Raw genomic sequence first — 22564 nt, 5'->3', positions numbered from 1 at the left:
GTTATTTCTCCCAAATCTCCCCATTCCCTTTTACTTTGCGACTCGAACCTTATCGCCATCTTTGAGATAGCCTGCACCATCAACTACGATGCGATCGCCTAATTGCAAGCCACTCTTGATTTCTACTTTGTCATCATTTGCAGGATCTCCTAACTCTACTTTCTGGGTGCGGACTATATCTCCACTTGATAAGGTGAATACAATTACACTTGAGTCTGCTTGAGACTGGACTGCTTTTTGCGGCACTACCATCGTCATCCCAGAGTTAGTAGTAATTGCAGCATTAGCAAACATCCCTGGTTTAAGTAAAGTTGTTGGCGGTAAGTCAATTTTGACTGTAGCCTCACGCCTTTGATCGTTCACCTGTGGTTGGATGTCTCTGACTCGTCCCTGCGATCGCACGCGCCGATCGACATCTGAAGTAATTTGCACGGATGCGCCAATTTTCACCTGATTTAATTGAATTTCGGGAACCTTCGCCTGAAGTTCTAACTTTTCATCTCGGATAATCGAAAATAGCTTTTGTGTGCCACCAATCACAGTTCCCATCTGGGTTTGCGGCGGTACACCAGTCACATCACCGACTCTAGCAAGTTTCTCCGCGATTACTCCTGCAACCGGCGCACGTACCACAGTTTGTCCCAACTGAGTTTGGAGTTGTTGCACCTTAGCAGCACTGCTTTTGACATCGGCTTTGGCTTTGTTGATGATAGCTTTGGCGTTAACGATATTCGCCTGGGCGCTACCAATATTCGCCTGGGCACTACGCAGATTTTCTTGGGATAGATTCACAACTTGTATGGCAGTTTTTACGGCGTAGGAACGAGTATCGAGTTCTTGGTTACTAATCGTTCCAGAGTCAGCGAGTTGTTGATAGCGCTGATAATTCTTGGCTGCTTCTTCTAGCTTTGCCTTAGCTTGGGCTAAATCTGCTTGTTTTTGCTGGACTATGGCTTTATTTGATGCCAAATCTGCTTGCTTGGATGCCAAATCTGCTTGTTTCGATTCCACATCGGCTTGTTTTGATTCCACATCTGCCTTTGCTTGGCTAATTTGATTTTGCAGTATGGAACCATCTAACACCGCCAATACTTGCCCTTTTTTGACAAAAGCCCCTTCTTTGACATCTACCGGGATACTTTTGATTTGTAAACCGTTTGTCTGTGGTAAAACCGGAATTAAATCACTCGCGGCTACAGTTCCAGTAGTTTTAAGGGTGCGGACAACACGGGCGGTTTCTACTGTGGCGATGGTGACTGTCATCGATGGGTTAACTTTTTTATCTGCTACCGGGCTTTGTTGACGGGATGGAAGACGACTTAATACACCCATCCCACCAAAGGCGATCGCAATTCCTAAACCAGCACCCAAGAATAATGGCTTCAACCATGCCCTGGTTGGTTTTTGATCTGATTTGCTTAAAAAGCTAGCATCTTCAGAGATTACGGGTTTTTTCACCTCAACTTCTGAAATACTTTCATCGCTCACAGTCCCACCTCCACTTTCTGTCTATGCATACCAATCTTGGTATTTTCTTAAGAAAACTTGAACTTTATTTACTTCCCATCAACTATGACCCATTTCATAGCTGATGTCCTTGCTATGCAACAGTATATTATAGAACTTTTTTTCTAAGAGAAATTACCAAATATATATGTTTAAGAATTTTATGTAGATATTAGGATATAAAAATTATCCCATCTCATCTAGCTACTCCAGGTCACACACTATATGCGTTTAGATCACCGCCAACCGATGCTTAATATGAAAGACTAATAAAACTAATCTAAATTTATTTAATTACAAATTGAAAAAGCAATGTATTCTTATACACTAAAAATTTGCTCTGTCTACGCAACCCATAATTTCTCTAAAGCCTTAGTGTTGTTAGAAAGCCATGTATCCAAGCATAGATAAAGCTAGCGTTCACAGCTACACGTGAGTTACAAAAGAGCAAACTCCATAATTCCAGCCAGGGTGGCCCTGATGATGGAATTTTGAAATCAATCAAATCAATAAATAATTGGTATTTACCAGAGTAACCAGATATGTTCAATGCCACTGAAATTTTAATTGATGCCTTTGTAGATGAAATACGAGAAGGCTACCGTCGCACTTATGGCTGTTTCAAAAATGATTATCAAGACATTATCGCCTGGGCTGGTAACATGGCTTTGGAAAATATTGCCAATAGTGATGCCCTTTATCACAACGTTGAACATACCGTTCTTGTTACCCTTGTGGGGCAAGAAATCTTACGTGGCAAACACATCAGAGAGGGCGGTGTTTCTAGTGAAGACTGGTTGCATTGTATCATTTCCTTGGTCAGCCATGATATTGGCTACGTTAAGGGAGTTTGCCGACAAGATCAAGAAGCAGTAGGCTTATATTCCACAGGTAAAAATGGCAAAATGGTTTCTGTCGCTCCTGGCGCTTCTGATGCCAGTCTCACGCCGTATCATGTTGATAGAGCCAAGCTTTTTATTGATGAACGTTTTGGAGGTCACAAGTTAATAGATGCTGAGGCAATTAAGAGCAATATTGAATTAACTCGCTTTCCCGTTCCTGCGGCAGAAGATCATCAAGATACAAAGTGCTTTGCTGGGTTAGTCCGGGCGGCTGATTTAATTGGTCAACTAAGTGACCCGCGTTATCTGAAGAAAATTACTTCATTATTTTACGAGTTTGAAGAAACTGGTGTAAATAAAGTTTTGGGTTATAACACCCCTGCCGATTTACGGAATAACTACGCTAAATTTTACTGGAATGGTGTCTATCCCTATATCCAAGAGGGACTGCATTACCTGTCATTGACACAACAGGGCAAACAAATTCTGGCTAATCTCTACTCAAACGTGTTTGTTGTAGAACACGAAAAACAACAGCAAGAACAGCAGCGTTATTTAGAAAAGTTAGGAGTTGCAAGTTAGGAGTAGAGACACGATTAATCGCGTCTGTACAGGAGTTAGGAGTTGAGAATTATTAATCATGAGTTATGAATTAAGATAAAACTTTAATAACTCATAACTTATAACTCCTAGCTCCTAAATACTATGGATTGGTGGCGACGACTAAAGAGAAATCCTTTGGCACAATTTGGGGCGATTTTGCTGTTAATTTTCTACATAGCAGTAATTGCAGCAGATTTCGTGGCTCCTTATGACCCTTACGCCTCACAGCCCAATGGTTCATTGCTACCCCCAACTCAGATCCACTGGGTTTCTCAGTCAGGACAGTTTATCGGGCCCCATGTTTATCCGACGACTCAGGGAGACACAAATTTAGAAACAGGCGATCGCAAACTCATTGTAGACTTCAAAAAGCCATCAACCCTGGGTCTATTTGTCTCCGGGACAGAATACCGATTGTTACAGATGAGTTTGCCATTACCTCCGAAGTGGGATGAAGTCACAATCTTTCCTGGTATTCCCTTAAATTGGCATTTATTTGGCACAACAACTGGCGCAAAAATCAACATCTTGGGTACTGATGACCAAGGACGCGACCAATTTAGCCGCTTGTTGCATGGCGGTCGCATTAGTATGTTTATCGGGATTTTTGGTATTATCATCACCTATCCCCTCGGTTTGCTCATCGGTGGAATTTCCGGTTATTTCGGCGGTGTGACCGATAGCGTCATCATGCGTTTGGCAGAAGTGCTAATGACTTTCCCTAGTATTTATCTTTTGGTGACTTTAGGAGCAGTCTTACCAGCTGGTTTAAGCAGTACCCAGCGCTTTTTGCTAATTGTGGTGATTACTTCGGTTATTAGCTGGGCTGGTTTAGCACGGGTCATTCGGGGACAGGTACTATCAATTAAAGAGCGAGAATTTGTCCAAGCGTCACGCGCGATGGGTGGAAACCCAATTTATATCATTCTCCGCCACGTTTTGCCGCAAACGGCTAGTTATGTAGTTATCTCTGCTACTCTTGCAATTCCCAGCTTTATTGGTGCAGAGGCAATATTGAGTCTCATTGGTTTGGGAATTCAACAACCAGACCCTTCTTGGGGCAATATGCTTTCTCTCGCTAGCAATGCTTCAATTTTGGTACTGCAACCCTGGTTAATTTGGCCGCCTGCTGTACTGATTATTCTCACAGTCTTAGCATTCAACTTACTCGGTGATGGGCTAAGAGATGCCCTTGACCCCCGCAGTTTGAGAAGATAATCCTTCAACGAGTCGCGCCAGGATTCTCCGACTTCGGCGTAGCAAGTCGGGGAGGAATGGCGCTCCGGGACTCCTTGCCACACTGAGAAAATTATAGTATCGCAATAAAATACCAAAAACCTGGTCGAGGTTAACCAGGTTTTATCGAGTTCACAGGTTTCAAGTTGTTAAACTAATTTAAGTAATTGAAAGTTAATGACTAAGGTGGACTTAAAACTAACAAACTCAGCGTAATTGCGTTTTTCCGCTTTGGGATTTGGTTTTGCCTTTTACATTAGGCTTTTACCACTGGCATAAATTTATCTGCTGAAGTTTGTTTGGGTTGATGACAGGAGACACTAAGTCATTTACCCTTTTAGTTTGATTTTGTTTTGTTTGGTGTCTTACTATTTAAAATATCACCTAGTTTGGAAGTTACAACTCTTCGTTTACTAAAGTTGACGTTTTGTCAGATTTTGCAATCTAGCTCTAGATATTTAATCCCCAACTATCTTTTTAAGAGAGGTGTAATTTGGACATCATAAGTACCTAGCGTAGGCGTAGCCTCTCGTAGAGAAGCCTGTCATAGACATCGCTTTTCCATAACTACTTGCTAATTCATTTCTCTGGATAGTTTCGCACTTTATCGGTCTTAGCTTGAAATAAAATCAGAGTTACAGTAGATGCTGATGGAATTGACTACAACTTTTCATGCCCTCAAAGAATGGGCTGTCACCATAAACGCCTTAGAAAGTGGCAAAACAATTATGTTGCTCCGCAAAGGTGGTATCCATGAACGAAATGGACATTTCCAAGTTGCCCACAGGCAAATTTTGCTTTATCCTACTTATGAACATCAACAAGCTTTCATGCTGAAAGCGGAATATGCTAATCGTGTCTATCCGGTAACATCAGGTTGGCATCCTGAAACAGTTCGTATTGGTAGTTGGGCTGAAATTACCGATATTTTGCCAGTTAGTGACGAATTTATTGTCAACGCCTTGCTTCCTTTCCATGTTTGGAACGAGCATTTTATTAGCGATCGCCTCAAATGGAAATCACGCCAGCCCCTTTATATTCTCCTCCTGCGGACATATCAACTACCCCAAGAGCAAGAAATTCCTTATTATCCTAAATACGGCGGTTGTAAGTCATGGATCGATCTAGATCGACCAATTGACTTGCAAGGAACAACACCAGTTTTATCTAACTTTGCATACACCCAATTAGTAGAGACAATTCGCGGGATTATTGGCGATAAGCTGTATGCTCCATCCTTGTAATAACTAGTACCGCTTCTCTAGGAGACGCTAAGGGTTTTAGGCATTTCAAGGTAAAAATTTTTGGTCAAAAATTCCTCTGTAAGCTCTTTTCTCTGTGTTCTCTGCGCCTCTGTGGTTCAATAAAATACTTTTCTACCGCAGAGACACAGAGAACGCAGAGATTTTAAGAGTCACCTTTAAATGGCTAGTTGTATAATTTATAAGTTGACAAAAAAGCCAACAAGTGCATAAAGAGAATGCAGAAAAAACAAGCGATCGCTTCATAACTCAAGAAAAATGCTTACTTTCTTAACAAGTTCCTCAAATTGTTTTGCTATAAGTATAAATATAGGGCGAAAATCTTTAAGAAATTTAAAATTCAAAAGTCGCTAAACATAGTTGAGGGATTGATCGTTTTTGACAATCCAACATCTGGAAACCCGAAACCGTAAAGACCAATTACCAGTAAAATCGGAGGTCTATTATGATGTTTAAAAAGATTCTAGTTGCATTAGATCGCTCGGAAATAGGACAACAGGTTTTTGAAGAAGCGTTGGGTTTAGCAAAGTTAACACAAGCTAGCTTAATGCTAGTGCATGTCCTATCGCCAGAAGAAGAGGGTAGCCCTTACGTACCTATATTGTCTAATTTTGACTACTATCCAGGATTGAGCAATCAAAGCTTTGAGTTATACCAAAAGCAGTGGGATACCTTTAAAAATTTAGGAATCCAGATGCTGCAATCTTTCTGTGCCCAAGCGAACACAGCAGGAGTAAGTACAGAATTTACACAAAATGTTGGTAATCCTGGCCGGGTTGTTTGTGACTTAGCCCATAGTTATGGTGCTGACCTAATTGTTATGGGGCGGCGGGGTCATTCTGGGCTAATGGAACTACTTCTCGGTAGTGTGAGTAACTACGTTCTTCACCATGCTCTTTGTTCAGTTCATGTTGTGCATCTTTCAGTTGCTGTTAAAAAAGATGGAGTTGTCAAAAAAACTATAAGTACTTTAAGCGTTAACTAACTACTACTTTGTCAAACTATAGGATTACTATTTGATTTTTGAACAAAATTAGGTATTGTAGGATGTGTTAGAACCAAGTTCGTAACGCACCACAATCTATGGCTAGGTACGTTACTCCGGCGGCTATGAGCTACATCCTCAAAGCTGAAAGCTATGATAGGAGAGGGGCTAAGATGGAGCGATCGCTTTTTCAGTGAAAAAGAAAAAGTCTGCTATGCAAAATTAGAGTTGAGAGCGAAAAGTGGATCTATGAAAGAAGATACTATCGAGATCGCTGGTTTTCATGCTCATGTTTACTTCGATACTGCAAGTCGAGATGTAGCCGCGCGTGTCCGTGAAGGATTGGGCGCTAGGTTTGAGGTGCAACTCGGACGCTGGTTTGATAAGCCCATCGGGCCACACCCAAAAGGAATGTATCAAGTTGCTTTCTTACCGAATCAGTTTGATAAAGTCGTTCCCTGGTTAATGCTCAATCGTGAGGGATTGGATATTCTCGTCCACCCTGAGACAGGCGATGCTGTCGCAGACCACGCGGTTCATTCTTTATGGTTAGGAGAAAAGCTAGATTTGAATATTGAGTTTCTTCGACAGCTTAGTTCGACTGTATCTAATTAAGGGAAGTAGCTCACTTGATTGGGTAAACAAAGTTCTGGTCTGAGGCGTAAAACTTTATTATGAGGACTAAAGTTCCCACTATAAACCTTTAATGATTTACGCCATCCTACTCATGCGATCGCAAGAAAGGGAAGATAGATAACTGTTTATTAACATGGCCTTTGACAATATAAATGAGGCATCTATTTTACATAATGCTATGCTGTTAATCAGTATTCTCATAAAAATAAATTTTTTGATGAAAAATATCTCTGCGAAGGAAAAAATTGCAGGCATTTCTCTATTTGGCAAACCTAATTTCAGAGTCACAAAAAAACAGATTTTATTTAGTATCCTGATTCTATGCCTTGGTTTGCTGGCACTGGGAAGTTTCTGGTTTAAATCCAGATATAAATTTGATAATCAGATGAGTGTAAAACTACAAGAATTATCTAACGTTGATTATCCCGCCAATCCCGCACCTTTAAGCAAAAACTTTCAAAGATATTCTCAGAGAAAATTAACAATTATCAAGAGAGATGATACACATTTCGATTTTGTGTTTGAGCCAACAGACACAAAAACGGCAAAAATAGTTATAAGAAATGTTGATTTAGAGCTATTAGTCCCGAAAGCACCCGAATGGGTTAAAAAAGATCGAGGTTTAGAAATAATCGCTTTTACAGACCGAGAGTGGAATAGACAACAGGTTAGTTTTCCTGCTAATTCACCAAATATAGAAGTTATTGGCGGAGACGGTTTTGAAAAGCAAAACCTCGTAGAAGTAGCTTTGGCTAATAATTGTTTAAATGCTGGATTTTGGGAAATTTTACTTTTCACTAAAGATGATGGCAATAAATCCCTTTATTATCAAAGTTGGTTTACCTTCCCAATGGGACATTACAAAAATATTTTTGAAAAAATTAATAATATTTCTTATTGGCAACATTGGTGGAAATTAGAACACTGGCAAGATCCAAGTGGCACAATAGTCAAAACTAACCTTCTGAGAAATGTAATCGATCAAAAAGAAGTTACTACTCAATTTCCCCTTGATGAAAAGATAATTGTATCGGGAGAGCAAACTAGAAAAGTTAGAACTACGCTAGCAACAAATATCACAAAATGGAGAGATTTTTACGACACTAAAAATGAAATTAAATTTGCCAGTTTTCGATCACCAGGATTTTACGATCAAAACAAGCCTTGGGGAAATCAATATTGGAGAATAGGCAAATTTGACAAAGCAATTTTAAGAAACGTTAAACCGATTGGCGTTGCACAAAATTTACAAGAGATAGAGTTAGTATTCACCGATACTAAAACTAATGAACAAAATCGATTATTCATCAGTGGTATCGATCTTAAAAAGCTTCCTAAATTGCCTGTAGAAGAGTATCCTAAAGGCTTATATATGCCGATGGGGATTGGGATACCTCCTTTTTATCAAAGCTACGATGACTTAACAAAAAACCATCCAGATGTCACCCCTTACTTCAGTTTTTTACTAGATTCACAGGAGCGGTGGATAGATCATCACCATTTAGCAGTTGATGGTTCAGTGATGCATCTTGATAAAGATAACCCAAACCTTTTGCATCTTTACTTGCTATCTTACGAAAGGAATACTTTGATAGCTCATTTTTTGATAAATTTAAAATAGATAGATTTCTTCTCTTATTCTCTAGTAAGAGAAGGAAAATCTTCATAGATGGAATTCAAGTCATTGGTTAATTTTAATATTTAGTCAATTGGTACTTGCTTAAGCAAAGCTATCCACATATCAGACGGATCTGAATAATAATCAACTTCTTCAACTTGATATTGATAAGATTCACAACCTTCTCGTAAGATAATGCGATCGCAGGGTTTAATGCCTTTACTTACTCCAGTCATGTATCCTAGCATTCCTTCATTTATGCGCTCAAATACGTAGTCGCTTCCATAAACTAGCTGGCTATAATCGTGTATTTTATTCTTCTGCTTTAATTCGTTTCCTGGAAAGCTAACTAGAGCTAACTTACTTAAAAAACTAAAACTTAAGTTCATACCTGTCCCGATCAAAGACATAAGTGATGTTCTCCCAAAGAAGAAATCTATAACGAATAGTTCTAGACTCAAAGTGAATCTCAATCCCTTTCAATCACCAATCTAGAATCGAACAGGTGGACAATCTAGTTAATAATCAACCACATTGACTGCTAGTAAAGGCAATTTATCACCCAATGTCTAATTAAGCAATTTGTTGAGAAGGTACTTAATAATAATCTTAAAAGAAGATGAATAATTTCCAATTAATTTTTCTTAAATCTTAATTTTTAGTTATTAATGCTTGAGTTAATGTCTGAAATTAATGTTTTTATTTTACTTCCTGATATCTCTTGACCAACAATCATTTAAATTTACAGTACCATCAATCGCAGCTTCAACTGTAAAATCACCGAATTGTTGGACAAGATTGGGTCAGATATGACATTCTTTTACTTAACTAGATAATCTTAAATTGATAAAGACTTTATGTCTTGAGAATGTTATCTATGTATATTTTTTAAGATAAATAGGATTTAGTTCCTACTTGTGCTTTTTAGAGCTATATCTACCTGCTTAAGTAGTACTTCTAGGGTGGAGGAGTTATCTAAAACTACATCTGCATGAGCTACTTTTTCTTCGATAGATAATTGGCTGTTGATCCTGGCTTTTGCCTGTTCTCTATTTAAATGGTTTCGCTGGATCAATCTTTGTAGTTGTTGTTCTTGGGAACAACGCACTACCCATATTTCTGTAACCAAATCAGTCATTCCTGCTTCAAATAATAGAGGCACTACTAACACCAGTGTTTCTGAGGAAGATAGAGAAATTGCTGTGAGGAAGCGATCGCGTACATCAGGATGAATCAAATTATCTATCCAGTTGCGTTCATCTTGACGATTAAAGATAATTTCGCCTAGCTTTTGGCGGTTGAGGCTGCCATCTGGAAGTAAAATTTTTTCGCCGTAACGTTGAGCGATCGCACCAAGAATAGACGAACCTAAAGATACTGCCTCTCTTGCATAAATATCTGCATCCAGAATGGGCAGGTTATAAGCACTAGCCAAATAATTGGTGACAGTGGTTTTGCCTGTGGCAATACCTCCGGTTAAGCCGATTATACGTTTTGTCATTTGTCATTTGTCATTGGATATTAAGAATTGGTTGCCCATGTTATTAGTGCTTGGGTTAAACCATCTAAGGTGTATTCTTGGGCTTCTACATCTACACGCCCGAATAAAGCATGACAGGTTTTAGAGGTTTGAGGCCCGATAGAGGCAATACAAACGCCCTCTAAGAATTCACTAGCGTCAGAGTTATTGGAAAATATCTTGTCAGTAAGCTGACAGAAAAATTGCACAGTTTTAGAACTGGCAAAGGTAATTACATTTACCTTACAGTTTTGCAGAGCTAATTCTGCCGCAGGTGGAACACCACTAGGACAACAAGATTGATATGCAGCAACTTCAATTACTTTTGCTCCCTTGAGAGTTAATTCCTTAACCAAAACTTCTCTTCCGCCGCTTTCGACTCTGGGAAATAAAACCTTTTTACCATCCAGTTCCTCTGGGAAATTTTCTACTAAAGAATCGGCAACAAAGTTGGGGGGAATAAAATCTGCTTGGAGAGAATATTGTTTGAGACTATGGGCTGTTTTCTCACCAACTACAGCAATTTTGACACCTGCTAAGGCACGAGTATCTTTACCTTGGGCGATTAGCCTTTCAAAAAAGTAATCTATGGCATTGGTAGAAGTGAGAATTAACCAGTCGAACTCAGATAAATGAGCGATCGCATCATCCAAAGCTACCCAACTGGAGGGCGGGCCGATTTCTAATGTAGGCATTTCGATGACTGATGCACCTAATGCGATGAGGCGATCGCTAAATGTACTTGACTGTCCAACTGAACGTGTCACCAAGATTGTTTTGCCAGTGAGGGGTTGGGTAGAGGCGGAGAGGTTGCTTAACATTGGAGTTTGGGGTGTAGTCGAATCCTGACAACCTATTTTCTCAGGTTGTAAGTACTTATTTAGCCCAACAACTTCGCCAACAACAATTACCGCCGGGGAAAGTGATAATCCGGTGGTTTGTTCCAAAATATTGCCTAATTGCGCTGTCCAAATTTGTTGGCGAGGAGTTCCTGCCCAACGGATGATGGCAATGGGTGTTAAGTGCGATCGCCCGTGACGCACCAGCTGATGTACAATCTCTGGCAGATGTTGCCCTCCCATCAAAATTACCAGTGTCTCTAAGCGTGAGAGTGCCTCCCAGTCTAAAACCTCTGGTTCATGGGCTGTAAGCACTGCAAAACAACGACTCAACACCGGATCTGTGAGGGGAATTCCTGCTAACAACGGTGCTGCAAGGGCTGAAGAAATCCCTGGTACTAGTTCAAAATCACAACCAGATGCCTTTAAAGCCTTAATTTCGGAAGTACAACGACCAAAAATCAACGGATCGCCTGATTTAAGCCGTACAACTTGTTTCCCTTGCTGACAATGCTTTACTAGTAACTTATTAATTTCACCTTGGGTTGTGCTAGGTTTACCACCGCGTTTCCCAACATCTAACTTTAAGCAATTAGGTGGTACACACTGCAATAATTGAGCATCTACCAAAGCATCGTAGACTAAAACCTGAGCAGCAGCTAAGAGATTGTAAGCTTTTACCGTTAGGTATGCCACATCTCCAGGCCCAGCACCTACAAGGTAGACTTTGCCCCTTTCTTCAATCTTTGCCATTTGTCATTTGTCAATAATCAATAATCAATAGTTCTTTTTCCCCTGCTTCTTTCCTAGTCCCCAATCCCCAGTCCCCTTGATTCAATTCGTTCGGATATTAATTTTTTGGATTAACTGATCGACTTGCTCAACCATTTCCTTGTTTTGTTCAGCTTGGAATAACTCTCTGGCTTTTTTGAGATTAACGATCGCTTCTTCTAGCTGTTGTTCTCTTCCTAAAGTGATTCCCAAATTATAGTAAGTGAAGGCATCGTTGGGTACAAGGCTAATGGCTTTTTTGTAATGTGCGATCGCTTCTTGGGGTTTACCTTGATCGTCCATCGCATTTGCCAAACCTGTGTAAGCTTGTGCGTGTTTGGGATCGAGGCGAATTGCTTCGGTATAATCTGCGATCGCTTCTGCAAGCTTGCCTTGAGCGTAAAAAGCGCTTGCTAAGTTATAGTGAGCGTCTGCATAGTTAGGTTCAAGGCTGAGAGCTTGCTTATATTGGGCGATCGCTTCTTCTAGTTTGCCTTGAGCGTAGAGAGTATTTCCCAAGGCATTATAACCTGCTGGATTTTTTGGATCGAGGCGAATAGCTGCTGTATATTCGGCGATCGCTTCTGCTGGTTTTCCTTGAGCATATAAGGCGTTCCCTAAGTAATAGTGAGCGTCTGCATACTTGGAATCAAAGCTAATGGATTTTTTGTACTGAGTAATTGCTTGTTCTAGTTCACCTCGATCGTACAGAGTATTTCCCAGACGCGTGTAAGTTGGAGCATAACTGGGTTTGAGGCGAATAGCTGCTGTATATTCGGTGACTGCTTCGGTTAACTTGCCTTGAGCGTAGAGGGCATTTCCTAAGTTATAGTGAGCGTCTGCAAAGTTTGGCTCGAGTCTGAGAGCTTTTTTATATTGAGCGATCGCAGCTTCTAACTGATTCTGTCTTGCTAAAGTCAAACCTAGATTAAAGTAGGCTCCAGACTCTTGAGGATCGAGGCTGATGGCTTTATTGTATTGTGCGATCGCTTCTTGGGGTTTGCCTTGATCGTCGAGAGTGTTTGCCAAAGCAATATAAGCTTGCACAAAGTTGGGTTCTAGTTCAATCGCTTTCCGAAAAGCCGCTTCTGCTCCTTTGAAATCTCCTTGTTTATAGAGATTAGTTCCTTGCTCAAAGTTAGCAACTGCGTTTTTGTTTCCCGGAAGTGCTGCTCGATTTGAGTCTGGAATTTTTGATAAAACAATCCCAACATCTTTACCGAAGGCAGCATTCTCATTACTCAAACACAAGCAGATAATAGCTGCTACCAGTAGATTCTTGTTTTTCAGCATTTTTATTACCTTATCTGCTTGGTTTACATGTAATACTCGCACTGCCTTTCTATCCCGCCTCGGAATCAATTCCGAGTCTCATAACTTAAGTCAACGCTTAGTAGACTTTCGCTATCAGCCCTGAACTTCATTTCTGGAAGGGATGTCAATGAGTGCAACAGTTCCATTCTGACAAAAATATGGCTAGAGGATTTTTCGACTTGTGTATACACAGTAGGGCAGCAAAAGCGTAGCTCTAGCAGGAATTATAAGTTATTAACCTAACTTTATACAAGTATCCGCTCATAATCGATAGAGTTTTATTATGAATAAAAAGTCGTTTTCTCGATAATTGCTGACACTTTTGTTTCAATAAGTTGAGCAATGGCTGCAATTAATTCCTCTGGGTTAACAGGCTTGGATAAATGCATTTGAAACCCAGCTTTTAGTGCTTTTCCCTTATCATCGTTTCTCGCAAAGGCGGTCAAGGCAATTGCTGGAATTTGTCCACCTTGTTCTGGTGTCAAAGTTCTGACTTGATGTATTAACATATAGCCATCCATTTCAGGCATACTAATATCACTGACCAACACATCTGGTTTTACTAGTCCTAGAGTTTGTAATGCTTCATAAGCGGAAGATACCGCAATGACAAACGCTCCATCTTGCTCTAGCACAAAAGCAATAAAATCTCGTGAATCATTATCATCATCCACAACTAAAACCCGAACCCCACCGAGCGGTAAGGAGCTAGGAGTTAAGAATATAGAGTCGTTTTCTTCATCCGTCAGGCTTGGGCTTTCATCTGGCAGAAGCGGCAAACTAACAGTAAATATTGCCCCTTTACCCTCACCTTCACTCTTTGCTTTGATGATACCGCCATGTATTTCGATGATATTACGCACAATTGCTAATCCCAGTCCTAATCCACCAAAATTTCTTGTAGAGGTGCTATCTGCTTGGCGGAAGTAATCAAATACGAATGGCAAAAATTCAGCACTAATTCCCTTACCTGTATCGCTAACTATGATTTGAGCATAGCCATCAGCTTGCTCTAGTCGCACTTCTACTTTTCCTCCCCTGGGTGTAAATTTGATGGCATTATAAACAAGATTCCAGACGACTTGCTGCAAACGAGTCGAGTCGCCCATAACTTGTCCCACATTCGGTTCAAATACTGTATTCACCTCAAGCAACTTTGTTGCTGCCGCTAAATGCATTGTCTCTAGTGCAGATAATATCGTAGACTCTAAGTTAATCTTCGTAATATTCAGCGTTAGTTTGCCCTGTAAAATTCTGGAGATATCCAGCAAATCTTCAATAAGTTGAACTTGTAAAGTGGCATTCCGCTCGATAGTGGCTAATGCTTCTGCTGTTTTTACTCGGTCTAATCTGCGAGTTTGCAACAATTTTGACCAGCCGAGAATTGCGTTTAGTGGAGTGCGTAGTTCGTGAGAGAGGACGGCTAGAAATTCATCTTTAATTCGATTAGCTGTTTCTGCTTTAGCTCGTGCAAATTGTTCTAATTCCAGCAGGTGTGCCCGTTCTTCAAGGATTTGTTTTTGTTCGTGAATATCCGTACATGTTCCAAACCACTTCACTACAATGCCTTGCTCGTCTTTGAGCGGTAAACCTCGCGCTAGCTGCCAACGATAGGAGCCATCAGCAGCCTGTTTGAAGCGATATTCATTGTTATACATAATGCCATTCTTTACGGCATTAGACCACACCTCATCAGCCTTCTGGATATCATCTGGATGCAATGCAGCCAACCAACCAGAACCCAAGGACTGCTCTAATGTTAACCCTGTATAGTCGCACCAATTTTGATTAAAAAAATCACATTCACCGTTAGGCTTGGTTGTCCATACAAGTTGAGGAATTGCCTCAGCTAGGTAACGGTAGCGTTCTTCGCTTTGTCGGAGAACTTCTAAAATGCGTTGGCGTTCAAGGATTTCTTGTTGTAATTGCTCGTTGGTTTTGGTAATTTCATTGGTGCGAATAGCAACCATTTCTTCTAGATGATTTTGGTATTTTCGCAGTTCCTTTTCAACCCGTGAGCGTTCGGCTATTTGTATTTGAAGTTCTTGATTTGCCTGTTCTATTTGAGCAGGGCTAGGAAGTGCTAGTGCTTGTGGAACTAGAGACACAAGTTTTACTGCTGTAATTACAGATATTGTTGCAGTTACTGCCTTGACAAACCCCGATACCCAATAGGTTGGATACCAAAGTGTCCAAATCTCTATTAAATGAGCGGTTCCACAAGCGACGATAAATGCAATAAACAGCAGAAAAATCCAATCAAAGGGCAAATCCTGCCGTTTACGGACAAAGTAAAATAGTGTAGCTGGGATCGAATAATAAGCTAGTGCAATAAACGCGTCAGATAATATATGTAGCCAAACTAAATTTGTTTGCCATAGATAGCAGTGTCCATGTGGAATAAACGATCCTGATGTAAAAATAACAGTCCACAATTCTGATATAATTTCTGACATAAGTGCTTGATTATTTTGAATATATAAAATTTACTACTAAATACTTTTTTTATCAGCCGAAGTTGTTTGCACCTTTGAAATTCACTATTATCCTATCTTGAGATAGGAATAAGAGAATGAGTGAACGAACCGCACACCCCTGCGGGGAAGCAAGCTATGCGTAGCGTCTTGTAGAGAAGAGCGCAAAGGTAAGAGGGTTATAAAAATTTTTTGCATTAGTAATGTGAACTTTTTAAAAATGGGCATGCTGCCTCATATTGCAATTATAGCGGTTCTCAGTTGGGTGCAATATAGTAACAGCAGTGGGTAAACCACCCAATAATGTCTTTCGTAGTCACAGCATTGAAAGCATCTGTAATCGCTTGATCTAATTCTTGATAAGTTCTAGCAGCAAGCGAACGCAAAAATTCTTTCACTTTAGACCAACAGTTTTCAATTGGTGAAAAATCGGGAGAATAAGGAAACAAGTAGACGAGCTTTGCGCCAACACCTTCAATAGCTTCTCGGATACCTGCTACTTTATGAGAACTGAAGTTATCCATAACAACAGTTGCGCCTGGCCAGAGACTTGGAACCAAAACTTGAGTGACATAGGTTTGAAATGCTGAGGCATTAGTACCGCCAGTAAAAGTCATGGCAGCAATGATGCCTTGTGTTGACATGGCTCCAATCATTGTCACATTTTTTCCCCGAGCATTAGGACAATCACCATAAGCACGACTACCTTGAGGCGAACGAGCAAAACGTCTAGTCATAGAAATGTTAACTCCTGCCTCATCGATAAATATCAAGTCCTCTAACAAGACTGAGCCAATGGTTGTCCAATACTCTGCTCTGAGTTTTTGAACTCGTTCTGTGTATTTTTCGCTGGCGTGCAATGTTTTTTTTTGCGTGTCAGATTCAACTTTTGGGTAATTCTGCCCATTGTGGAGCGACTAACTTTGACACCTGTCCGCTCTTTTAACCGTTCACACAACTCCACCAGAATTGCATCATTATCTTCTTCCACTAAAACAACTACCAGTGCCATCTGTTCACTACTGAGTTTAGCTGTGTTACCCCCTCCATGTGCCTTCGGCTCAACTGTCCCACTACTTCGATATCGCTTCAGTAATTTCTGGATAAAAGTTAAACTCACACTAAATCTTGACGCGAGGTTTCGTTGAGAACCTTCTTGATTTTTATACGCATCAATTACTTTTTGGCGGAGGTCAGTGGAGTATGCTTTCATCCTAGATGCACTTTGCTATGACTTTCATCATCTTCCCACATCTTGTATTTCACTCAAACGAGAACCGCTATATAAGGGCTATGAAAGGAGTGGTCAAACTCGCGAAAATTGCAGACATGAGTAAATTTCCAAATAAAAACCATTCTCACCATAAGAATGATGGGAATGGTAAAAAAGTTAGGAGACGAAACAGGAAAATTTAATCTCTGCAATTCTTACTCAATTTAAGATTGACTTGACTTAATACTCATTTTATCTAACAGTTGAGCGATTTTTTGAGCTTTTTCAGGTTGGCGTTGTTTTTGCAATAAATTTTTTGCTTGTAGCAGGTTGGTTTTAGCTTCATCTTCTCGCTCTTGCTGCATGAGAATATTCGCCAGACGCAAGTAAGCATCAGGGTTTTTCGGACTGCGGCGAATTACTTCTTGGAATAATTCTGTTGCTTCTTCTCCTTGTCCTTGCTGGTTTAAAACATCTCCCAAAAACAAACGCACTACATCATTAGTAGAGTTGAGGGAAATCACTTTGCGAAAGGCTGCTTCTGCACCTTGGTAATCTTTTGCTTGAGCAAGATTGATTCCTTTTTGAAACAAGTCTGAGGTAATCAAAGTTTTCCAAGCGAAATAGCCCAGGATTGACAAACTCAAAACAACTACAAGAGCAGCGATAATAGAACTGGTAGGAAAGGTTTCTAGCATTGTCTAAGCCAAAAAGCAGGCGATAGGAAAAATCAGATATTCCATAAAAAACAGTTTCCAGATAAATTGGTAGAATTGAGCGATCGCACTTTTATCTTGTAAGTCTACCGTCGAACTCCGCAACCACATCCAAGCCAACAGCCCTAAATGAGCAACTACCAGAAAGATGGGGTTAACTGAGGCGATGTGTAGCACCCCAACTAGAATTATTCCCAGATAGCAGATAGTTATCACCCAAAGAGCCAGATTAAACACAGCTTGGGAGCCGAGCTTGATGGTGAAAGTAGTAATATTGTAAAGGCGATCGCCTTCTATATCGGGGATATCTTTAAAGATGGCGATCGCAAAGGTAAACACCAAAATAAATAACGTCAGCACCCATACCACAGGCGGAATTGTTTGGCTTTGTTTCAGCGCCCAACTATAGTGCAAATACAATCCTAAATTAACAATCGTGCCGCGCACCGAAAAAATACACAGCGCCGCCCAAAATGGAAACTGTTTTAAGCGAATTGGCGGTAAAGAATAAGCAGTACCAATAGCCAAACTAATTGCTACCATCCCAAATAAGAATGGCCCAGTTAGCCAAGCCACAACTAACGCCAAAATCCCAGTAGACGCGACAATTAATTGCCCAGTCTGTTGAGAAAACTCACCTGATGCCAACGGTAAATGAGGTTTATTAATCTTGTCAATATCAACATCTTCTAATTGATTTAGCCCTACAATGTAAACATTGCCACATAAACAAGCAATCCATGCACCGAAGACAGGAAGTAGGGAGTTAGGAAATAAAGAAACAGTATTATTACTAATAGCAATGGCAATTAAATACAAACTCAACACACTCAGACTTGTGCCAATAATTGTGTGAGGGCGAGAGAATTTCCAGAAAGCGTATAACCAATGGAGATATGATTGAACAGGTTTGCGTGGCAAAGGGCTGTTTTGAGAACTCTGGCTCATGAGTACCTTAGATTCAGATTCCGGCTTATTGTTAACTCTGACTTTTCACGGGATTGGGAAAACCTCACCTCTATTCCTCTTTCCTGCTCTTGAAAAGCTTTGAATTCTCTCCATTCCCTACAAAAGTTGGGGGCTGGGGGATTAGATTTCGTGTTAACTTTTCCCATTGCATGAATTGTCAGATTCTTAACCATTGTTACAGAATTTGGTCATTAACAAGAGCTTTAGTATTGGACTTTGCACAAAAGAGCTTATTCGCGTAAATGATCCGCGAACTTCCCTTTTTGTCCAAAGTCCAATATGCAAAAGTAATGCAGGTTTGCTTATTTGTTGCAAGAGTTAAGCTTTGTTTCTACATCATCCAACAGATAATCTCGCGCCTACACCCCCATAGTAAACTCAAAGCTAGCTAACTTTAAACTCCAAGTCTAATTTAGCGTTGACGATCGCTATCAGCAAAATAATTCAACCACTGTCGGCTTAGTCACTTTCCCCATCGCGTTGCGCGGTAATTCTTCAACTATCAAAATTTGGGTTGGCACTTTATAAACAGCTAATTGCTCTTTTGCCCAATTCCTAAAAGATTCTAATGTTAAAGTTTGTGACCCTTGTAATATTAACACAGCACACACCCGTTCACCCCATTCTGGATCTGCAACCCCAACTACTGCACATTCTTGAATATCTGGGTGCGATCGCAATACTTCTTCAATTTCTAAAGCTGAAACTTTATATCCTCCGGTTTTGATGATATCCACACTCATTCGTCCCAGAATCCGGTAATTCTCGTTCTCAACTACGGCGGTATCTCCAGTACAGAACCAGCCATCTTGGAAGGCTTTGACGGTTGCTTCGGGGTTTTGCCAATATTCGAGAAAGACTCCGGGCCCTTTAACTTGGATTTCTCCTGGTGTTCCTGTTGGGACTAACTTTCCGTTCTCATCGACTAATCTGACTTCAACTCCAGGTAGAGGCTTTCCTACATATCCAGCCAAACGTTCACCGTGTAAAGGGTTCGATAGCGCCATACCAATTTCCGTCATCCCATAGCGCTCAAGCAGAAAATGGCCGCTAATCCTCTGCCATTTTTCTAAAACTTGAACTGGTAATGCTGCCGAGCCAGAAACCATCAGACGCATCTTAGCACAGCCTTCTGACATGGTTTTTTGACGTTCTTTAGAGGCATTTTCCCAAGCAGCAATGAGCTTTACATAAATCGTTGGTACTGCCATAAATAGGGTTAAGTCACCGTCACAAATTCGCCTCCAAACGGTTTCGGTATCAAACTTGCTCAACAGATGACACTCCGCCCCAGCCCATAAAGCACAAGTCAGTACGTTAATAATTCCATGAATATGATGTAGTGGCAGTATATGTAAAATGCGTTCGCGCAGCGTCTCCGCAGGAGAATCGCTAGATGTCCATTCCCAAGCGGTGATTAAGCTAATCACTTGCGCTTGAATATTTTGATGAGTTGTAACCGCACCCTTGGGTTTACCTGTTGTACCGCTAGTGTAGAGAATCAAGGCGCGTCTAGTGATATCTACCTCTGGGAGACGAGCAATATTAGATGGGAGTGTTTCTGAGGTGAGGAGAAATCGCAAATTGTGTTCTTTGGCAAGCAAACGCAGTATACCTTCAAAATTGGGATGAGCAACAATAATCGATGCTTCCGAATTGGTAATTACATACTCCAATTCTGGGCGCGGGTGGGAAACACACAGAGGTACAGCTATGCCACCAGCACGCCAAATTCCCCATTGAGTGGCTACATACTCAAATCCAGGCGGGATGAGAAAGGCAACTCGCTCCTCTTGTAAATCTTCTCTATTCTGAAGAAGAGTTGTTGCTATTTGACTGGAAGTGTGGAGCAAATCTCGATAGATAAACGATCCATCCGTTGTAGTAATGGCTATTTTCTCGCTGTGTTCTTCAGCACGAATAATTAATGGTAGATTCACGTTTATTTACCGTTTTAGGGTTGATGTAGTCTACTTACAGAAAGCATATAGCAATACAAAATGAGATGTAACTTTTACTATTCCAGCAATCCTTTATAACTTAATAGATGCTATAACCAACGTTGTCTTTTAGCATAGAGAATACTACAAATCACAATTGATGCCATTACACAGATTACAACAGGATAAGACCAAGGTTGCTCTAATTCCGGCATATATTTGAAGTTCATACCATAGAAACCAGACATGAAGGTAATTGGTAAGAATATGGTCGAGAGGATAGTCAGACGATTAATTCGTTCGCCAGTTTTGCTAGCAATATTATCGCGTTGAATTTCCATTAATTCTGACATCCAGGCTCTCAAGGCTTGATATTCTTGCCATAATTTATCAACTTGATAAACCAATTCTTCTTTGAATAGTTCTTTTACTGGCTGGGCTATCCATTGGAAATCTTCGTAATCCATAATAGCCATAAGCGATTTAATACTTTGAAAATTACGCCGCCCTGAACGAGTAGATTGCCTCATTGTGGCAATTCTTTGGTATGTTGATTCATCACCAGAATCATCTAAAACTTCATCTTCTATATCATCAAGTTTTCTAGAAATATATTCAAATACAGTATTATAGTTATTCAAAATCTCTTTAAAAATCAGATAAAAAATATAGTCAATCCCCAATTTATTAACATCAAGAGGGCGCTTTTGCAGATTATTAGCGAGAATACTTAAAACTTTGAGTTCAGTAATTTCAAATGTAATTATAAAACTTTTACCGACTACAATATTGCCACGGGCAACCTCAAATTCATGGTTTTTTATTTGAGCAGTTAGAATTTCATAGCTGTCGAATAAACAATCTTCTATATCTTCATCAATTCCTAAAGGGGAATGGTTAAAAATCATGTTAACACGAGATGGATTGAGTTCAAAGTGCTTGACAATTTTGGCTATCCCAGTGCGATCGCGGAAGTGAACACAGCGCAACCAAATATTCTGGGAAGCATCAATTCTTTTCAGTACCGTATCGACATCCCTATGGGCGAATATTTGCAGGTTATCTGGATAAAAAGTAAGGAGAATTAGCATATAGCAATCCTAATTGAGTCGTGAAAAAATACGGTGACTCATGAGAACTATTGTAAAAGTATTTTGTGGTATAATTGAACCTTTGACCATTTTTGATTAGGACAATGATATCGCAGTTAGTTTAAAACGAATCGAACGTCTGACTTATCTTTTTGGTGAAATTGGTATTAATCTACGCCAATCAAAAATATTAAATCTGGAGATTGGCACTATCAGAAACCACACTATTTAGCAAAAAAGTTTTGAGTTTTCCCAAACAAAAAATCTTTCCCAAGCTCTCTATCGGAGATTATAAAAGGCTTTTAAGTGTATTTGACCATATTTGTATGTTAATACATCAAAGTTATAACATTACATGAGACCCAAATATCAAAACTTAGTCTTAAAGCTTTGATATTTGGGGGCTTTGGAGTTTTCTGACAAGTCTAATTAATTGCATGGATGTTGCCAACGATAAGTATCATGTAGTTATGAAACCATGTAATGGGGGAAATTCTGGACAATATTTTCATAAAAATAACCTTCGGGGACTTGGTGGGGGAAATTACTTGGTAAATTTCTTGTCAGACTATACTGGTGATAATTTTTGTATGGATATTGATGATAATAGTTATAATGTAGTGATGAGAAAATGTGATAGGAACACTGGGCAAAGCTTTGCAAACTTAAACCTCTTTCGACAAGATTTAGATAATAATTATGCCTTTGCATTTCACGTAACAAATACAGATTTCTAGTGGTAGTGCGAGGGGATCTGCGACTAGGAGCAAACTAAACAGTCTAAACAGTTTAGTTTATTTGAAATAGTGTTCTCTTCGCTGACACTTGTTGTGCAAAAGAGACTTTTCTTTGGCAAGCTGCCAACCTTCTCCACGAGACGCTACGCGAACACAGAGGTCAACTGAATCGAAGTTGTTAAATGTGACTAAGTTGATGTTAGCGGAAATTAGAGCTTAGTTGTTGCCAATTCTGGACACAAACCTGCACAAAATCTGTGTAGAATGTCTACGCAGCAAGACATTAAACTAAG

General features: G+C 40.0%; 19 protein-coding genes. 7 read left to right on the top strand and 12 right to left on the bottom strand.

All coding sequences use genetic code 11. The features are described from left to right. Positions 1–30 precede the first annotated feature (30 nt). Positions 31–1488 carry an efflux RND transporter periplasmic adaptor subunit gene (locus V7K55_RS24395; protein ID WP_334835380.1) on the bottom strand — a complete coding sequence of 486 codons (1458 nt, stop codon included), beginning with the start codon at positions 1486–1488 and terminating at the stop codon, positions 31–33. 560 nt (positions 1489–2048) lie between these two features. On the opposite strand from V7K55_RS24395, the gene V7K55_RS24390 reads away from it, so the two are divergent. The 6 genes from V7K55_RS24390 (at position 2049) to V7K55_RS24365 (ending at position 8691) form a co-directional block, all read left to right on the top strand. Beyond that, positions 2049–2930 (top strand): Npun_R2479 family HD domain-containing metalloprotein, encoded by an 882-nt coding sequence (locus tag V7K55_RS24390; protein WP_334835378.1) that lies wholly within the window; start codon positions 2049–2051, stop codon positions 2928–2930. Between the two features lie 123 nt (positions 2931–3053). After that, the gene (locus V7K55_RS24385; protein WP_334835376.1) at positions 3054–4169 is read left to right on the top strand and encodes an ABC transporter permease; all 1116 of its coding nucleotides are present in this window, start codon (positions 3054–3056) and stop codon (positions 4167–4169) included. A 662-nt stretch (positions 4170–4831) separates the two neighbouring features. Continuing rightward, on the top strand, positions 4832–5431 hold the full coding sequence (locus tag V7K55_RS24380) for a DUF1802 family protein (RefSeq protein WP_334835373.1): 600 nt from the start codon (positions 4832–4834) through the stop codon (positions 5429–5431). Positions 5432–5897: 466 nt separating this feature from the next. Then, positions 5898–6434 carry a universal stress protein gene (locus V7K55_RS24375; protein ID WP_334835428.1) on the top strand — a complete coding sequence of 179 codons (537 nt, stop codon included), beginning with the start codon at positions 5898–5900 and terminating at the stop codon, positions 6432–6434. Between the two features lie 249 nt (positions 6435–6683). Next, positions 6684–7049 (top strand): DOPA 4,5-dioxygenase family protein, encoded by a 366-nt coding sequence (locus tag V7K55_RS24370; protein ID WP_094345886.1) that lies wholly within the window; start codon positions 6684–6686, stop codon positions 7047–7049. 154 nt (positions 7050–7203) lie between these two features. Continuing rightward, the gene (locus V7K55_RS24365) at positions 7204–8691 is read left to right on the top strand and encodes a hypothetical protein (RefSeq protein ID WP_334835371.1); all 1488 of its coding nucleotides are present in this window, start codon (positions 7204–7206) and stop codon (positions 8689–8691) included. Between the two features lie 80 nt (positions 8692–8771). On the opposite strand, the gene V7K55_RS24360 is transcribed toward V7K55_RS24365, so the two are convergent. The 11 genes from V7K55_RS24360 to V7K55_RS24310 form a co-directional block, all read right to left on the bottom strand. After that, on the bottom strand, positions 8772–9098 hold the full coding sequence (locus V7K55_RS24360; protein WP_334835368.1) for a hypothetical protein: 327 nt from the start codon (positions 9096–9098) through the stop codon (positions 8772–8774). Between the two features lie 494 nt (positions 9099–9592). After that, positions 9593–10189 carry a dephospho-CoA kinase gene (gene coaE / locus V7K55_RS24355; protein WP_334835365.1) on the bottom strand — a complete coding sequence of 199 codons (597 nt, stop codon included), beginning with the start codon at positions 10187–10189 and terminating at the stop codon, positions 9593–9595. Positions 10190–10209: 20 nt separating this feature from the next. Beyond that, positions 10210–11799 carry a uroporphyrinogen-III C-methyltransferase gene (gene cobA / locus V7K55_RS24350; RefSeq protein WP_334835363.1) on the bottom strand — a complete coding sequence of 530 codons (1590 nt, stop codon included), beginning with the start codon at positions 11797–11799 and terminating at the stop codon, positions 10210–10212. Between the two features lie 81 nt (positions 11800–11880). Beyond that, positions 11881–13110 carry a tetratricopeptide repeat protein gene (locus V7K55_RS24345; protein ID WP_334835360.1) on the bottom strand — a complete coding sequence of 410 codons (1230 nt, stop codon included), beginning with the start codon at positions 13108–13110 and terminating at the stop codon, positions 11881–11883. Positions 13111–13412: 302 nt separating this feature from the next. After that, entirely contained in the window at positions 13413–15587 is a 2175-nt protein-coding gene (locus V7K55_RS24340) for a hybrid sensor histidine kinase/response regulator (RefSeq protein ID WP_334835358.1), read from the bottom strand. A gap of 275 nt (positions 15588–15862) precedes the next feature. Then, complete coding sequence (locus V7K55_RS24335) at positions 15863–16465, bottom strand: IS630 family transposase (protein WP_334835356.1); 603 nt, start codon at positions 16463–16465, stop codon at positions 15863–15865. After that, on the bottom strand, positions 16384–16818 hold the full coding sequence (locus V7K55_RS24330) for a helix-turn-helix domain-containing protein (RefSeq protein WP_334835354.1): 435 nt from the start codon (positions 16816–16818) through the stop codon (positions 16384–16386). Before V7K55_RS24330 ends, V7K55_RS24335 begins: the two co-directional genes overlap by 82 nt. 224 nt (positions 16819–17042) lie before the next feature. After that, complete coding sequence (locus tag V7K55_RS24325; protein WP_334835352.1) at positions 17043–17516, bottom strand: tetratricopeptide repeat protein; 474 nt, start codon at positions 17514–17516, stop codon at positions 17043–17045. A 3-nt stretch (positions 17517–17519) separates the two neighbouring features. Next, on the bottom strand, positions 17520–18482 hold the full coding sequence (locus tag V7K55_RS24320; protein WP_334835350.1) for a homogentisate phytyltransferase: 963 nt from the start codon (positions 18480–18482) through the stop codon (positions 17520–17522). Positions 18483–18934: 452 nt separating this feature from the next. Continuing rightward, entirely contained in the window at positions 18935–20443 is a 1509-nt protein-coding gene (locus V7K55_RS24315) for an acyl-CoA synthetase (protein WP_334835348.1), read from the bottom strand. A 110-nt stretch (positions 20444–20553) separates the two neighbouring features. Further along, a complete protein-coding gene (locus tag V7K55_RS24310; protein WP_334835346.1) occupies positions 20554–21534 on the bottom strand; it encodes a magnesium transporter CorA family protein in 981 nt (326 codons plus the stop codon). Positions 21535–21971: 437 nt separating this feature from the next. On the opposite strand from V7K55_RS24310, the gene V7K55_RS24305 reads away from it, so the two are divergent. Further along, positions 21972–22271: a hypothetical protein gene (locus tag V7K55_RS24305; RefSeq protein WP_334835345.1), complete on the top strand. Its 300-nt coding sequence runs from the start codon at positions 21972–21974 to the stop codon at positions 22269–22271. Positions 22272–22564: the final 293 nt, after the last annotated feature.

Origin of the sequence: Nostoc sp. (assembly GCF_036919895.1) — a bacterium.
Taxonomy (GTDB): Bacteria; Cyanobacteriota; Cyanobacteriia; order Cyanobacteriales; family Nostocaceae; genus Nostoc.
This window is presented reverse-complemented; position numbering and strand designations above follow the sequence as displayed.

Bases quoted from the DNA above. Each gene is read 5' to 3' on its own strand.
- V7K55_RS24370 (WP_094345886.1), top strand. From the start codon at position 6,684: ATGAAAGAAGATACTATCGAGATCGCTGGTTTTCATGCTCATGTTTAC.
- V7K55_RS24325 (WP_334835352.1), bottom strand. From the start codon at position 17,516: ATGCTAGAAACCTTTCCTACCAGTTCTATTATCGCTGCTCTTGTAGTT.
- V7K55_RS24380 (WP_334835373.1), top strand. From the start codon at position 4,832: ATGCTGATGGAATTGACTACAACTTTTCATGCCCTCAAAGAATGGGCT.
- V7K55_RS24385 (WP_334835376.1), top strand. From the start codon at position 3,054: ATGGATTGGTGGCGACGACTAAAGAGAAATCCTTTGGCACAATTTGGG.
- cobA (WP_334835363.1), bottom strand. From the start codon at position 11,799: ATGGCAAAGATTGAAGAAAGGGGCAAAGTCTACCTTGTAGGTGCTGGG.
- V7K55_RS24330 (WP_334835354.1), bottom strand. From the start codon at position 16,818: ATGAAAGCATACTCCACTGACCTCCGCCAAAAAGTAATTGATGCGTAT.
- V7K55_RS24305 (WP_334835345.1), top strand. From the start codon at position 21,972: ATGGATGTTGCCAACGATAAGTATCATGTAGTTATGAAACCATGTAAT.
- V7K55_RS24345 (WP_334835360.1), bottom strand. From the start codon at position 13,110: ATGCTGAAAAACAAGAATCTACTGGTAGCAGCTATTATCTGCTTGTGT.
- V7K55_RS24320 (WP_334835350.1), bottom strand. From the start codon at position 18,482: ATGAGCCAGAGTTCTCAAAACAGCCCTTTGCCACGCAAACCTGTTCAA.
- V7K55_RS24390 (WP_334835378.1), top strand. From the start codon at position 2,049: ATGTTCAATGCCACTGAAATTTTAATTGATGCCTTTGTAGATGAAATA.
- V7K55_RS24375 (WP_334835428.1), top strand. From the start codon at position 5,898: ATGTTTAAAAAGATTCTAGTTGCATTAGATCGCTCGGAAATAGGACAA.
- V7K55_RS24340 (WP_334835358.1), bottom strand. From the start codon at position 15,587: ATGTCAGAAATTATATCAGAATTGTGGACTGTTATTTTTACATCAGGA.
- coaE (WP_334835365.1), bottom strand. From the start codon at position 10,189: ATGACAAAACGTATAATCGGCTTAACCGGAGGTATTGCCACAGGCAAA.
- V7K55_RS24310 (WP_334835346.1), bottom strand. From the start codon at position 21,534: ATGCTAATTCTCCTTACTTTTTATCCAGATAACCTGCAAATATTCGCC.
- V7K55_RS24365 (WP_334835371.1), top strand. From the start codon at position 7,204: ATGGCCTTTGACAATATAAATGAGGCATCTATTTTACATAATGCTATG.
- V7K55_RS24360 (WP_334835368.1), bottom strand. From the start codon at position 9,098: ATGTCTTTGATCGGGACAGGTATGAACTTAAGTTTTAGTTTTTTAAGT.